The organism is Deinococcus sp. YIM 134068, assembly GCF_036543075.1.
GTDB lineage: Bacteria > Deinococcota > Deinococci > Deinococcales > Deinococcaceae > Deinococcus > Deinococcus lichenicola.
In genome coordinates this window covers 166,964-180,465 of record NZ_JAZHPF010000005.1, presented here as the reverse complement: position 1 = coordinate 180,465, position 13,502 = coordinate 166,964, and the positions used below count along the sequence as shown (strand labels likewise).

At 70.5% G+C, this 13,502-nt stretch carries 12 protein-coding genes; 4 read left to right on the top strand and 8 right to left on the bottom strand.

What is annotated here, in order from left to right; all coding sequences use genetic code 11:
* Nucleotides 1-2: 2 nt before the first annotated feature.
* Nucleotides 3-305, bottom strand: a complete 303-nt coding sequence (locus V3W47_RS07820) for an urease subunit gamma (RefSeq protein WP_331824637.1) — start codon at nt 303-305, stop codon at nt 3-5.
* 313 nt (nt 306-618) lie between these two features.
* Entirely contained in the window at nt 619-1,707 is a 1,089-nt protein-coding gene (locus tag V3W47_RS07815) for an HD domain-containing phosphohydrolase (RefSeq protein ID WP_331824636.1), read from the bottom strand.
* Between the two features lie 295 nt (nt 1,708-2,002).
* On the opposite strand from V3W47_RS07815, the gene V3W47_RS07810 reads away from it, so the two are divergent.
* The 3 genes from V3W47_RS07810 to V3W47_RS07800 all read left to right on the top strand — a co-directional run bounded on the left by V3W47_RS07810 (nt 2,003) and on the right by V3W47_RS07800 (nt 4,630).
* Nucleotides 2,003-2,854 (top strand): VOC family protein, encoded by an 852-nt coding sequence (locus tag V3W47_RS07810; RefSeq protein WP_331824635.1) that lies wholly within the window; start codon nt 2,003-2,005, stop codon nt 2,852-2,854.
* 242 nt (nt 2,855-3,096) lie between these two features.
* The gene (locus tag V3W47_RS07805) at nt 3,097-3,879 is read left to right on the top strand and encodes a transporter substrate-binding domain-containing protein (protein ID WP_331824634.1); all 783 of its coding nucleotides are present in this window, start codon (nt 3,097-3,099) and stop codon (nt 3,877-3,879) included.
* A 76-nt stretch (nt 3,880-3,955) separates the two neighbouring features.
* Complete coding sequence (locus V3W47_RS07800) at nt 3,956-4,630, top strand: amino acid ABC transporter permease (protein ID WP_331824633.1); 675 nt, start codon at nt 3,956-3,958, stop codon at nt 4,628-4,630.
* A gap of 3 nt (nt 4,631-4,633) precedes the next feature.
* Here V3W47_RS07800 and V3W47_RS07795 read toward each other — a convergent pair whose 3' ends face one another.
* From V3W47_RS07795 to V3W47_RS07780, 4 genes are all read right to left on the bottom strand, one after another.
* Nucleotides 4,634-5,575 (bottom strand): DUF8754 domain-containing protein, encoded by a 942-nt coding sequence (locus V3W47_RS07795; RefSeq protein WP_331824632.1) that lies wholly within the window; start codon nt 5,573-5,575, stop codon nt 4,634-4,636.
* A gap of 124 nt (nt 5,576-5,699) precedes the next feature.
* Nucleotides 5,700-7,028 carry a Glu/Leu/Phe/Val family dehydrogenase gene (locus V3W47_RS07790; protein WP_331824631.1) on the bottom strand — a complete coding sequence of 443 codons (1,329 nt, stop codon included), beginning with the start codon at nt 7,026-7,028 and terminating at the stop codon, nt 5,700-5,702.
* A 100-nt stretch (nt 7,029-7,128) separates the two neighbouring features.
* Nucleotides 7,129-8,376 (bottom strand): Glu/Leu/Phe/Val family dehydrogenase, encoded by a 1,248-nt coding sequence (locus V3W47_RS07785; protein ID WP_331824630.1) that lies wholly within the window; start codon nt 8,374-8,376, stop codon nt 7,129-7,131.
* A gap of 190 nt (nt 8,377-8,566) precedes the next feature.
* A complete protein-coding gene (locus tag V3W47_RS07780) occupies nt 8,567-9,541 on the bottom strand; it encodes a polyprenyl synthetase family protein (protein ID WP_331824629.1) in 975 nt (324 codons plus the stop codon).
* 591 nt (nt 9,542-10,132) lie between these two features.
* Here V3W47_RS07780 and V3W47_RS07775 point away from each other — a divergent pair.
* The gene (locus V3W47_RS07775) at nt 10,133-10,732 is read left to right on the top strand and encodes a hypothetical protein (protein ID WP_331824628.1); all 600 of its coding nucleotides are present in this window, start codon (nt 10,133-10,135) and stop codon (nt 10,730-10,732) included.
* Between the two features lie 41 nt (nt 10,733-10,773).
* On the opposite strand, the gene V3W47_RS07770 is transcribed toward V3W47_RS07775, so the two are convergent.
* Both V3W47_RS07770 and V3W47_RS07765 read right to left on the bottom strand, forming a co-directional pair.
* Complete coding sequence (locus V3W47_RS07770; protein WP_331824627.1) at nt 10,774-11,505, bottom strand: aminotransferase class IV; 732 nt, start codon at nt 11,503-11,505, stop codon at nt 10,774-10,776.
* A complete protein-coding gene (locus V3W47_RS07765) occupies nt 11,502-13,475 on the bottom strand; it encodes a chorismate-binding protein (protein WP_331824626.1) in 1,974 nt (657 codons plus the stop codon). Before V3W47_RS07765 ends, V3W47_RS07770 begins: the two co-directional genes overlap by 4 nt.
* Between the last annotated feature and the right edge of the window lie 27 nt (nt 13,476-13,502).

Below are 13,502 nucleotides of genomic sequence, written 5' to 3'. Positions count from 1 at the left end.
GCTCACCGGATGGGGTCGTGGATGGTCACGAGCTTTGTGCCGTCCGGGAAGGTGCCCTCGACCTGAATATCGTGGATCATCTCGGGCACGCCGTCCATCACGTCGCCCCGGCCCAGGATGGTCGCCCCATAACTCATCAGCGCCTCCACCCGCTGCCCGTCGCGGATGCCCTCCAGCACCTCGGCGGTGATGAGGGCCACGGCCTCCGGGTGGTTGAGCTTCAACCCGCGCGCCCGCCTGCGCCGCGCGACCTCGGCGGCGGTGAAGATCAGCAGCTTGTCACGCTCTCGCTCGGTCAGTTGCACGGGGAAAACCTCCTGAGTGGGGATGCTGATCGCCAGCGTAGGGCCGGGGGCGTTCGGGAGGACGGGACTCTCTAAACAAGTCGCGCGGAGGAGGGGGTCGGCGCTCGTCTTGCCTCCTCATCCTCGCGAGATGCCGAGAGAAACAGGGACAAAGCGTGAAAGGGCGTGGGCCTTGAGTTCGGTACAAGAACAGGATGATGCCCGGAGAGCCGCTGAGTCTCCGGGCGTCGCGTCTGGGTTGAGCATGCAGGGAGTTCGAGAAGGAGCTTGCCCTCGCCCAGTCCCCGATCACGTTGACCTGCCCGAAGGGTGCTTACTTCGCAACGACCTCCGCCGCCCCAGTCTCCGCCACCACCCGCGCGAGCAGGGCCACCAGCTCCGGGTCGAACTCCCGGCCCGCGCGGGCGCGCAACTCGGCGAGGGCCTCCTCCGGCTCCCAGGCCACGTCGCAGGGGCGCGGGTGAGTCAGGGCGTCGTAGGTGTCGCACAGGGCGAAGAGGCGGGCCTCCAGGCTGATCCCCGTCCCCGCCTTGCCCGAGGGGTAGCCGCCGCCGCCCCAGTGCTCGAAGCGGTCGGTGAGGACCGACCGGGCCGCCGGGGGCAGGAGGCCGAGGAGGTGGGCTAACCCGTCGCCCTCGCCGGGGCCTTCCAGCCGGGGCAACTCCGCGCCCAGCAGGGTGACTTTGCCGAGGTCGTGCAGGTACGCGCCCCAGCGCAGGGCCTGACGCCGGGCCGGGGGGAGGTCCAGTCGCTCGGCGAGGCGGGTGGCGAGGTGGGCGGCCCGGTCAGTGTGGCCGTGCGACTCGCCGTCCCAGGCCTCCAGCATCTGCCCCAGCGCCCTTAGCGCCGCCTCGCGGGCTGCCTGCGTCTGCTCCTCGGCGACGAGGCGGGCCGTCAGCGGCGCGAGCGTGCCCGACACCATGCTCAGGAGCGCGGCCTCCTCGGAGTCCCAGACGTGGGCCTCCCCGGTGTACATCACGAGCGCGCCGAGTAGCGGTCCGTCCCCCACCCGGACGGGCGTCGCCGCCAGACTGGTCACACCGAGGCCGGGCAGGACCTCTGCCCCCCCAGTGCCGTCGTAGAGGAGGGGTCGGGCGCTCTCCGCCAGGGCACGCAGGAGGGGCGTGTCGGCTCCCAGGCCCTGCGGGGCGCTCAGCCTCGGGGGCACCTCGCCCCACGCCGCGCGCACGCGGTAGCTGCCCTTCCCGTCCCATTCGAGGTAGGCGGCCCCCACCGCCGCCGTGGCCCCGACGAGGTGTTCGAGCGTCGGGCTGATGCCCGCGAGGAGGTCCGGCGCGGCCAGCGCGACGCGGGTGAGCGTCAGCACGGCCTGCGCGGCGGAGGTCCGCGCGTCCGGCCCAGGGGTGAGGTCCGTGATCCGGGGGGTGAAGGGCGCAGTCACCTCACTACAGTAGGCGGGCGGGTCTTACAGCCTTCGGACGGGGTTGCAAGGTCCCATCGGCGGACTTTTCTTAATGAAAGCCGCCTCTCGCGGTGGGGATCAAAGGCGGCCCTCCCCCTCGGGTGTGAACGGGTCAGGCGACCTTCCCACGGAACATCGTGAAACGCTCCTGGCGGCGAAATGCTCCCCGAATCAGCCTCGGGTCTCCCGTTCCCCAGCCGCCCCAACCCCCGCGCTCCTCACACCTTGGCCCTCGCTCAAGGCGTCCCCCGTCCCGCACCCCTTACCCTGCCCCATGCCCTCGCCCATCCTCGACCTCGCGGGCCTCACGTTGGAGGTCAACCACCTGCCCCGTGGCGTCCGCTTCTACTCGCAGGTGCTCGGCCTGACTCTCCTTCACCACGACGAGGAGGGCGGCGTCGCGGAGTTCGAGGTCAACGCCTCGCAGACCCTCACCCTCTGGAAACCGGTCACGCGGCGGGCGAACGACCCCGCCCTCGCCCCCCTGCGCGCACGCGGGGCCTCGCACCTGCACTACGCCTGGCAGGTCCGGCCCGAGGACCTTGAGCGGGGCAAGGCAGTTCTGGATGAACACGGCATAGGCTGGACCGAGATCGACCTCGGCACCCCGGAGCGGCCCGACCCCACCGTGTACTTCTTCGACCCCTTCGGGCACGGGCTGGAACTGCGGGGCACCGACCTCTCGGACGAGCGGCAGCCCCACTTCCCCCCGGCCCCGGTCGCCCGCCCGCCCCACGCCCTGCCCGTGATGGGCCTGCGCGAGGTGGCGCTCGCCTTCGGGGACTACGCGGCGATGAGAGAGCGGCTGCCCCGCGCCTACGGCCTCGCGTTCGCCAAAGAGCAGCCGGACCGTGACTTCGCCCAGTTCACCCTCGGCCCCGCTCCCGAACCCGACGGCAACGGCACTCCCCGGCGCTGGCTGTACGCCTGGGACCCCCAGGTCGGCCTCGCGGACATGTTCGGCGGCGACCATGCCCTCATCCGCCTCTACGCCGACGTGAACGCCGTCCTCGCCCTCGTCCGCGCCGAGGGGCTGCCCTTCGTGGAGACGGGGCGCGGGCTGGCCGTGCGCGACCCCGAGGGGCACGTCTTCGAGTTCGTGCCGCCGCCGGGTGGGGCCGGGTGACGGAGAGAGAAAAAGGCGTGCTGTTCTGCGATTAAGGATGAGTTGGGTTTTTCACAACTGTACGGAAGGGTGCGGACCGCACGGGGGGCGGGCCATACGGTGTGATGGGAGCCTCATGCAAGGGGAGGGGCGACGCCCCAGGCCTCCCAACCTCAAGGAAGTCTCTGCGCCCTTCCCGGCGTGAAGACGCTAGGGTCGCCCCCGCACCCCCACTTCCCACCCCTCACGACAGGAGCCTCACCATGACCCGATCCCGAATGCTGCCCCGCACCACCCTCCTCGCCGCCCTCGCCCTGTCCGCCGCGTCGGTGGCGCAGGCCGACCTCGCCGACATCAAGCAGCGCGGCGAACTGCGCGTCGTGATGAGCGGCGAGTACCCGCCCTTCTCGCAGCCCGCCCCCGACGGCTCGCTGACCGGCTTCGACGTGGACGTGGCCCGCGAGATCGGACGCCGCCTGGGCGTGCGCGTCAGCGTCATCAAGGCGGAGTTCCCCTCGATCATCGCCGGGCTGCAGGCCGGGCAGTTCGATATGGCGGTCGCCTCGCAGAGCAAGACCCCCGAGCGCGAGCGGGCCGTGGACTTCCTGAGCCGCCCCTACTACTACGACGGCTTCCAGCTCTTCGTGCCCGCGACCTCGGCGGCGACCAACCTGAACACCTTGCAGGGCGCGCCCGTGGCCGTTCCCCAGGGCACGGTGTTCGAGAAGTTCCTGCGCGACCGCAAGTATCCCAACGTCGTCACCTACAGCGGCGAGCCGGAGATTTTCCTCGCGCTCGGCACGGGCCGCGCCGGGGGCATGATCACCACGCGGACGGTGGGCAACGTCGCCATCAAGAACGGGCAGAAGCTCAAGGCGGCGGGTCCGGTCCTCCAGCAGGACAACCCCTACATCACCCTGGGCAAGAACCAGCCCCAGCTCAAGGCCGCCGTGGAGCGTGCCCTGAACGCGATGCGGGTGGACGGCACCCTGCGGACCATCAGCCTGAAGTACCTGGGGGCCGACGTGACCACGCCGGGCCGCTGAGCCAAGCTGTTCTCGCCGGGCCGCACGGGGAAGAAGGCCGTGTGGCCCGCGTCTTGTGTCGTGAGGAGGCCCCACCGTGTTCGATGTCTTCACCCCCGATGTCCTGCGTGCCCTGTGGCGCGGCACCCAGATCACCCTCGCGCTGACCCTGCTCGCCAGCGTGTTCGGCCTCGCGCTGGGCTTTCTCGGGGCGCTGGGCCGCATGTCGCGGCTGTGGCCGCTGCGGGCGCTCGCGGGCGTCTATATCGAGACCTTTCGCGGCACGCCCCTGCTCGTGCAGCTCTTCTTCCTCTTCTTCGCCCTGCCGCCGCTTATCCCGCAACTGCGCTTTCCCGCCTTCCAGACGGCAGTGATCGGCCTGAGTCTTTTTGCCGGGGCCTACGCCGCCGAGATCATCCGGGGGAGCCTGAACGCCGTGGACCGGGGCCAGACGGAGGCCGCCCGCGCCCTGGGCCTCAAGCCCCTTCAGGTATTGCGGCTCGTTCTCGTTCCGCAGGCCGCGCGCATCGCCGTGCCCGCGCTCGGCAACCAGTTCATCGGCCTCCTCAAGGATTCCAGCCTGGCGAGCGTGGTCACGGTCAGTGAACTTCTGCTCACCACACGCGGTCTGGTCTCCATCACCTTCCAGCCCTTTCCCCTCTACCTCGCGGTCGGCATCATCTACTTCCTCCTGTCGAACGTGGCCGCCCGCCTCTTCTCCCGGCTGGAACTGCGCCTCAACCGCCCCTACCACCTCGCCGCCCGGCGCTGAGATTCAGTCCCGCAACTCGCTGATCTCCGGCCTGAACCCGACCTCGCGGACGTAGCGCAGGTACTCGGCCTCCGTCAACGCCTCGCGCCGACCACTCAGGGCCACGAAGAACGCCTCCAGCACGTTGGTGGCGAAGTTGCGGCTGCCGATGCGGGGCGTGGTGGTGATGAGGCGGGCGACGCCGCGCTCACGCATCCACACGCGGTCGGCCTCGGTGATCGTCTGGGTGAGGATGGTCTTGCCCGAGAGGTCGCGCGGCGCGTAGCGTTTGGCGTAGTGGGTGTCGCCCGCCACGACATCGGCCCAGGCGTAGAGGCGGGTGCCCTGGCCCTCCACGCTGCTGTTCTGCCGCTCGCCCGTGGGGTAGAACCAGTCCTGCGGCAGCTTCGTGAGGGCGGGCAGGGCCAGCCGCGCCACCCGCCGCAGCGACGAGATGGACCGCAGCGGCAAGTTCACATTCAACCCGAACACGAGGTCGCCGTACACCACGTCCGCCCCGTGCTCCGCCAGCGCCTCCGCCATCCCGAAGCGGTCCACCGCCGAGACCATCAGCACCCGCCGCGTGCGCCAGCCCAGGAGGGGATCGAGTTGCGCGATGGCGTCGCGCTCCAGCGTGTTTTTCAGGCCGCTGCCGTCGAGGACGGGCGTGATCTTGGCGTGCGAGACGAGCTTGCGGACATTGGAGAAGGTGTAGCGCCTCCCGTCCGCGATCACGGAGAGGTCCGCCCCCCCCAGCCCGAAGGCGTCCACCCGCCCGTCGAGTTGCTGGAAGAGCGCCGCCGCCTTCCCCACGTCCCCGTCCGTGCCGAGGCGTTCGAGCACAAACGGCTGACCGAGCAGATTGACCTCCTCGCGGGCGTCCCGCTTGCTTCCCCCCAGCGACACGCTGACCACGTGCTTGAATCCCGCCGGGGCCGGACGCCAGGCGCTCAGAAGATCGGACATGGGGGGCATTGTAGGGGGAGTCGCCAGGTGCCAGTCGCCAGTCGCCAGCCAAAGATGAGAAGAAGCCCCGGCATCTGCTGAGGCCCCTGCTCTTTCTGGTGACTGGTCCCTGGTGACTGGCGACTTACGGGTACAGCCCCCGCAAAGCCCGCGCCTCCAGCACCCGCGTACACGCCACGATGTAGGCCGCCGTCCGCAGGGTGACGCCGTGGCGCTCCTTCACGTCCCACAGGCCCAGGAACGCCTCGCGCATGATGCGGTCGAGCCGGGCGTTGATCTCGTCTTCCGTCCAGAAGAACGACGAGAAGTCCTGCACCCACTCGAAGTACGAGACCGTCACGCCGCCCGCGTTGGCGAGCACGTCGGGCACGACGGTCACGCCGCGTTCCCCCAGGAGGTCGTCGGCGGCGGGGGTGGTCGGGCCGTTGGCACCCTCCACGATGAGCCGGGCCTTGATCCGGCCCGCGTTCTCCTCCGTGATCTGCTTTTCCAGCGCGGCGGGGATCAGAACGTCGCAGTCCACCCCCCAGAACTCCTCGCGCGTCAGCTCCTCGGTGTCCGGCAGGTCGGTGATCTTGCCCGTGCGCGACAGGTGGGCGGCGGCGGTGTACGGGTTGATTCCGCCCTCGCTGTACACCGTGCCCGTCACGTCCTGAATGGCGACGACCTTCGCTCCCGCGTCGTGGAAGATGCGTGCGGCGGCGTTGCCCACGTTGCCGAAGCCCTGCACGGCGATTCGGGCACCCTCCAGCGGCAGCCCCAGCTTGGCGAGGGCCTCCGCTCCTGTCACGAACACGCCGCGCCCGGTGGCGTCGCTACGCCCGAGCGAGCCGCCGAGGGACACGGGTTTGCCCGTCACCACGCCCGTCGCCGTGCGGCCCACGTTCATGGAGTAGGTGTCCATCATCCACGCCATCGTCTGCGGGTTGGTGTTCACGTCGGGCGCGGGGATGTCCTTGTCCGGCCCGATGACCAGCCCGATCTCGGTCGTGTAACGCCGGGTCAGCCGCTCCAGCTCGCCCGTCGAATACTTGCGCGGGTCGATGCGGATGCCGCCCTTGCCCCCGCCGTAGGGCAGGTTGACGGCGGCGTTCTTGATCGTCATCCACGCGGAGAGCGCCATCACCTCACTGAGCGTCACGTCCTGGTGAAAGCGCACGCCCCCCTTCGCCGGGCCGCGCGAGGTGTTGTGCTGGACCCGGTAGCCCTCGAAGTGAGCCACGGTCCCGTCGTCGAGGTGGATGGGCACGTCCACCACGAGAATACGCTTGGGCCGCTTGAGGGTCTCGACCCAGTAGGCGAGCTTGCCGAGGTACGGCGTGACCCGCTCCACCTGCTCCAGATAAATCTCGTAGGGGCCGATGTTGTTGGGATCGAGGTAACTCGGGATGGCGTGCCCGCCGAGCTTCGAGGGTGGGGTGGTTTGGGAGTGGGGGTCCTGGGTGGCGGTCATGGGGTCTCCAGTCAGGGGAAAGGGGTTAGGGGTTAGGCGTTAGGAAGACATAGAGGACGAGGGTTGGCCCTAACCCCTCACCCCTCATCCCTAACCCCTCTCACGGATACACCCCCCGCATCACGCTCGCCTCGTGCAGCCTTCCGAGGGCGAGGGCGTAGGCGGCGGTGCGGAGGTCGGTCACGCCGCGCGTGCGCCCGAAGGCGAGCACGGTGTCCACGGCGGCGTTCACGCGCAGGTCGATGGCTCGCTCGATCTCCTCCTCCGTCCAGAAGAAGTTCGAGGCGTCCTGCACCCATTCGAGGTAGTTCACGACGACCCCGCCGATGGAGGCGACGAGATCGGGGAGGATCGTCACGCCCTGCGCCTTGAGAAAGCGCTCAGCCTCGGGCAGCACGGCGCGGTTGGTCGCCTCCACCACGTAGCGGGCGCGGACGGCGTGGGCGTTGCCCGCGTTCACGGCCCCGTAGTCGTAGGCGAGCATCAGCACGTCCACGTCGAGTTCCACGACCTCCCCGGCGGAGATGTCGGTGGCGAAGCCCTGAACGGTGCCGCGCTCCTCCCGCCAGCGCGAGAGGGCCGCGAGGTCCAGCCCGCCGCTGGCGAAGGTGCCGCCCTGCTGGTCCGAGACGGCGACCACGAGCGCCCCCTGTTCGGCGAGGGTCTGCGCGGCCCGGCGGCCCACGTCCCCGAAGCCGTACACGGCGACCCGCGCCCGGTGCAGGCTCTCGCCCCGGCCCTCCAGAATGCGGGCGGTGACGAGGGCGGCGCTGCGGCCCCGCGCGTCCTTGCTGCCGTAGCTGCCGCCCAACGCGAGCGGTTTGCCCACCACGACGCCGCTGGAGGTCGTGCCCGTGTTCTCGCCGTAGGTGTCGAGCATCCACGCCATCGCCTGCGGGTCGCTGCCCACGTCCGGCGCGAGGATGTCCTCGGTCGGGCCGATCAGTTCCACGAGTTCGGAGGTGTAACGCCGGACCAGGCCCTCGCGCTCGTGGGCGCTCAGCAGCGTGGGGTCCACGTCCACCCCGCCCTTCGCGCCGCCCAGCGGCAGGTCGGCCACCGCCGCCTTGAGGGTCATGATTGCGGCCAGCACCTCGCACTCGTGGGCGCTGACGCCCGCCTTGAAGCGCACGCCGCCCATGCTCGGGCCACGGGCGGTCGAGTGAACGGCGCGGTAGCCCTTGAAGACGCGCACCGACCCGTCGTCCATCCGCACGGGCAGGTTCACCATGAGGGTCCGCTTGGGATACTTGATATAGGCGAGCGACTGGTCCGTCACCTCGCTGTACGGCAATGCCTCCTGAAGCTGTTCCATCAGGCCCTGCCAGTTGAGTCCAGATGCCCTCATCACGCTCTCCTCTGTAGTGATCTAGCCCTCAGAGGATACACGCATAGACAGGACCTCGCTGGGGAGGCGTGGATGTGTCAATGGGGGAGGGGGGAAACGTCCCTCTCACTTCTCAGGTGCAAAGAGGATGCGGACCACGCAGGACAGACGACAGGAAGACGCGCCAAGATGTCCGGTTCGTCAGGACGCCTCAGCGGGCGCGTTCGGTCTCGTGGCGGGCGAGGGCGGTCAGGGCGTCGCGGGCCTCGGAGGGGGGGAGGGGATGAAGGGCAGAGGCAGCGAGGCCCGTGCGGCGGCGAATCTCCTCCTGCGTGTGCGTGAAGGCCCCCTCCCTTGTGGCAAGGGCGCGGACGCGGGCCACATCGCCTGGCTCGGCGGCGCGGCGGCCCAGGATGTCGCGGACCTCTGAGGCGTGGGGGCCATTCAGGAGGCACAGGACGGGGAAGGTCGCCTTGCCCTCGCGCAGGTCGCCGCCGACGGGTTTGCCCAGCGCCTCCTCGTCGCCCGCGAGGTCGAGGAGGTCGTCGCGCATCTGAAAGGCCAGCCCGTACTCCCGCCCGAAGGTGGCGAGGGCCGCGCGGTGGGCCTCCGGAGCGCCCAGCAGCAGCGCGGGCGAGGACGCGGCGAGTTCCACGAGCGCCGCCGTCTTGCCGTGGATCACGTCGAGGTAGTTCGCGAGCGTGTAATCGGCGTAGGCGGCGACCTGAAATTGCAGCACCTCGCCCTCACACACGAGGCTGGCCGTCTCCCCGAAGGCGCGGATCAGGGCCGCCCCGCCCGGCAACCCCGCGAGCAGCACGAGCAGCCGCGAGAGCATGAAGTCGCCGCTCATCACGCTGACGACGTTGCCGAATCTTCGGAAGGCCGCCTGCTGACCGCGCCGGGTGTCGGCGTCGTCGATCAGGTCGTCGTGCAGGAGCGAGGCCGAGTGCAGCAGCTCCACGCACGCGGCGAGGTCGGTCACGTCCCGCCAGGCCGCGTGCTCGCCGTCCACGCCGAGGGCCTGCGCGGCGAGGTACGTCACGGTGGGCCGCGCCCGCTTGCCGCCCGCCATCACGAGGTCCTCGCCGATCAGCTCGATGAACTCCACACGCGAGCGCAGCACCTCGCGCAGCCGCGCCTCGAAAGCCGCGCCCGGCAGGATCAGCGACGCCACACCCGTCATGCAGGCAGTATAGGAAACCCCCGGTGGGCCGAACGTACCGGGTCTTGCCCACCCGCCGCTGGGTGAAGGCGGGTGTATGCGGCTCTCACGCGGGTGGGAAGGAGCTGGAGAAGGGCGGAGGCTCAACCTCTCCCTTGTGGTTTGGAATCTCTGCCAGCCGGAGAAGAGCCGGGCGAATCGTAGATTTAGTCTCTGGGGACGCCTAATGTAAATTGCAGATCGAGCAGTCGACACGTTTTCGTCGTCTGACAAGAGGACGAGCGGTGCTCGTCACCCCTCTCCCCAGCCCCCTGCTTCGCGGCTCTCCGAGTCACCCGTAAGGGGAGAGAGGAGAGAAAGCACGTCTCATACGCTGCCTTTCTCTTGCACATCAGGCGTTCAAGGGGGAGGCGCTAAAGGAGCGGGAGCTGTGGCGTTTTTCTTCCTCTGGCTGGTGGGAGACTTGAAAGGCGGCTTGCAGAGGGTCGGGGGGGGCAAGAAGAACTCCCCACGGGTCCCCGTGGTCAGCTCTTGAGAGCTTGCTGTCCTCCCCATCTTGCGCGTTCCTTTGTCCCTCGCCGCCATGCGAGGCCCCGTGCTAAAAATGAGGGGATGGAAAGCGTCGTTGCCCTCTTCCGCGAGCCGCAGCAGGCCCAGGGTGCGCTGGCCGCCCTTCAGGCACGCGGCTTCGACCGTGACCGACTTGGATTCGCCCTCATCGACGCCGTGGCCGAGGACACCATCGCCCAGGCGACCGGTATCAGCCCCGAGGCGGGCGCGCCGGGCGGCTCCGCGAGCGTCATTCGCGGCACGCTGCTGGGTGCCCTCGTGAGCCTCGTGCTCACCTTGCCCATCTGGGGCCTGCTCGCCCTGATTCCCGAGACGCGGGTGTATGCGGAGGGCGGGCTGCTCGTCGTGATCTACGGCTTGATCGGCGGCGCGGGCCTCGGGGGCATTTTCGGGGCGCTGACGGGCAGCGACCACGGCGACTACGTGAAGCTGCTGCGCCGCATGGGCGTGCCCGCCCCGCAGGCCGAGCGGTTTTACAACGGTCTCAAGTCCGGCCACATCCTCGTGATCGCCCGCGATCCCGACGGCGTGAAGACCAACGAGGCGCTGAACGTCATGCGGAGGCACGGTGCCGTCCGCCTGGAGGACGTGGAGGGCGGCGGTCGTCTCCAGAGCGAGCGCGAGGGGCAGGACGGGCACTGAGGTTCTGGGTTGCGGGAGGAAGGTGGGCGGCGGGGGAGACCTCAGCCGCCCTTCTTCTGTGTGGTGTCCATCCCTTCCGGCCAGACGAGCGCCGCGTCCGTCGTCTCCGGCCACTCGGCGGGAAGGGAAACGCACCAGCCCTCGCCCGCCACTTCGCGCACGGGAACGACTCCGACGCCGCTGCCACAAATCCATACCCGCGCGACCTCGCGCAGTTCCTCCGCCCGCACCGGCCTTTCCTCGTAGGACTGTCCATGTAGGAAGGCGGTGCGCGTCACGCCCGGTAGGCCGCCCGCCGGCACGACCAGCCGCCCGCCGAGTTCGAGGAGGGGCGAAGTTCGCCCACCGTCCACCACGTGTCCCGCGTGGTCCGTCAGCCACCCCTCGAAGGCACCCGCCGCCGCGTCCCGTCCGGCCAACAGGTAGGGCAGGTAATTCCCGGTCTTGTGTCCGGCGAGGTCGGGGTGGACTCTTCGGAGGGTAAGCACAACTCGCACGCCCCCCACCGGACGCGGGCCGGGATCGAGCGGGCGCTGGCTCCAGAACGTCCCGTCCGGCGTGACGGTCAGGCGCAGCAGGCCCCAGGGGAGGGGGGCGAGACGGGGGAACTCTGCCTCCGGCGCGGGCAGCCCCAGAAACGCGCAGGTGTTCGCCAATCGCGCCAGATGTGCCGCCCAGAGCAAAGGTTGCCCGTGGTGCGTGCGGACCGTCGTGAAGGCCGTCGCCCCATGCAGCCACGCGCCCGCGTCCACAGCGGGGGGGAGGGGCCTCATGTCCTGACCCGGACCCGCGCGCTCAGCCGCAGCCAGTTGCCGAGGAGCGTGCGCCCGGCGGGGCTGAGGACGCTCTCGGGGTGGAACTGCACGCCCCACGCGAGTCGCCCCGGCACCTCCAGCGCCATGACCTCGCCGCCCGCGCTGTGGGCCGTCACATACTCCTCCGGCAGCCCGCGCACGACGAGCGAGTGGTAGCGCCCGAACGCGGCCCCGTCCGGCACACCCGCGAACAAGCCCTGTCCGCCGTGTCGCACCGCCTCCGGGCGACCGTGGACGGGTTCGGCCCGCTCCACCCGGCCCCCCAGCACCTGCCCGAGCGCCTGATGACCCAGGCACACGCCGAGCAGCGGCACGCCCCCCGTCAGGCAGGCCCGCGTCAGCTCCAGCGTGCAGCCGCTCGTGTCCGGCGTCCCCGGTCCCGGCCCGACGAGCACGGCGTCCGGCTGAGACGCGAGCAGCATTTCTACCGTCTCGAGGGGCGAGCGCACGTCCACCCGCGCCCCCAGCGCGAGCAGGTCGTGGGCGAGGTTCATGGTGAAGGAGTCGTGGTTGTCGAGGAGCAGCACCCGCAGCCCCGGCGCGGGCGAGGCGGGCGGCGGCGACCACTCGCGACCGGGGACGGGCGGGGCGGGCGGCTGTGCAGCCCTTCCCGGCACCCCCGCGAGCACGTTCAGGAGCGCCTGCGCCTTGTGCACCGTCTCCCGCGCCTCCCGCGCCGGGTCCGCATCGATGACGGTGCCGCCGCCCGCGCGGACGGTGACGGTCCAGGGAGAGCTTCCAGTCGCCAGCCGCCAGCCGCCAGCCGGGGAAGCGTCGGCGTCAGCCTGTGTCCCTTGCTGGTCGCTGGCCGCTGGAAGCTGGCCGCTAAACTCCGCCGTCCGAATCAAGATATTCACGTCCACCCGTCCCCCGCTCACGATCCCGACGCCGCCCGTGTACCAGCCGCGCGGGCGGGGTTCGAGGTCGCGGATGACCCGCATGACCCGTTCCTTCGGAGCACCCGTGATCGTGCCGCCGGGAAAGGTGGCCGCCAGCACCTCGCGCACGGTCAGGCCCGCCCTGGCCCCGCCCGTCACCTCCGAGACGAGGTGCATGACGTGGCTGTAGCGTTCCACCAATCCGAGGTCCGGCACCCGCACCGTGCCCGCCGCCGAGACGCGCCCCAGGTCGTGCCGCACGAGGTCCACGAGCATGGTGTGTTCGGCGACCTCCTTCGGGCTGGCGCGCAACTCGGCCTCCAGCGCCGCGTCCTCCTCCGGCGTGTCGCCGCGCCGCCGGGTGCCTGCGATGGGCCGGGCCGACACCTGATCTCCCGCCCACAGCACCAGCCGCTCCGGGCTGCACGACACGACGACCTCCGCGCCCATGTCCGCGAAGGCCATGAAGGGACTGGGATTGACCTCCCGCAGCCGCAAGTACGCCGCGAGGGGATCGCCCGCCGCCGTCGCCCGCATCCCGCGCGAGAGATTGACCTGATAGACCTCGCCCGCGCGAATCAGCTCCTGCACCGCGCGCACGCCCGCCGGGTAGTCCACGTCGTCCGCGCCGAAGGGGCCGACCTCCAGCGTCGGGAGGGGGGCGGGGTCCAGCGCGAGCACCGCCGCCCAGTCCGCGTGCCCCACCTCGCCGACGACCTCCAGCGTGCCCGCCCCCCGGTCCCACACCAGCCCGCTGGGATACAGGCCCCACCAGCCCGGCTCGCCCTCCGGCTCATGCGTCACCAGCCCGAACGCCCGCGCCGCCTCGTACTTCAGGCCGCCCAGCCACGCGGGGAAGAGGCCGTCCCCGGCGGGCCGCTCCGGCACCTCGGACTGCACCCGCACCGGCCACGCGCTCAGGAACGAGAGGCGACCGTGGGGCACCACCGGGCCGAGCGATTCGAGGAGGACCACCCCCGGCGCATTTGCCGCCCGCAGCCGCAGCAGCACGTCCGCCGGGGAGAGGCCAGGAGCGAGAGGGACGGTCACGGGGCGGATTGTAGGGGAGGGAGGCGT

Bases quoted from the DNA above. Each gene is read 5' to 3' on its own strand.
- V3W47_RS07805 (WP_331824634.1), top strand. From the start codon at position 3,097: ATGACCCGATCCCGAATGCTGCCCCGCACCACCCTCCTCGCCGCCCTC.
- V3W47_RS07775 (WP_331824628.1), top strand. From the start codon at position 10,133: ATGGAAAGCGTCGTTGCCCTCTTCCGCGAGCCGCAGCAGGCCCAGGGT.
- V3W47_RS07795 (WP_331824632.1), bottom strand. From the start codon at position 5,575: ATGTCCGATCTTCTGAGCGCCTGGCGTCCGGCCCCGGCGGGATTCAAG.
- V3W47_RS07785 (WP_331824630.1), bottom strand. From the start codon at position 8,376: ATGAGGGCATCTGGACTCAACTGGCAGGGCCTGATGGAACAGCTTCAG.
- V3W47_RS07780 (WP_331824629.1), bottom strand. From the start codon at position 9,541: ATGACGGGTGTGGCGTCGCTGATCCTGCCGGGCGCGGCTTTCGAGGCG.
- V3W47_RS07770 (WP_331824627.1), bottom strand. From the start codon at position 11,505: ATGAGGCCCCTCCCCCCCGCTGTGGACGCGGGCGCGTGGCTGCATGGG.
- V3W47_RS07810 (WP_331824635.1), top strand. From the start codon at position 2,003: ATGCCCTCGCCCATCCTCGACCTCGCGGGCCTCACGTTGGAGGTCAAC.
- V3W47_RS07790 (WP_331824631.1), bottom strand. From the start codon at position 7,028: ATGACCGCCACCCAGGACCCCCACTCCCAAACCACCCCACCCTCGAAG.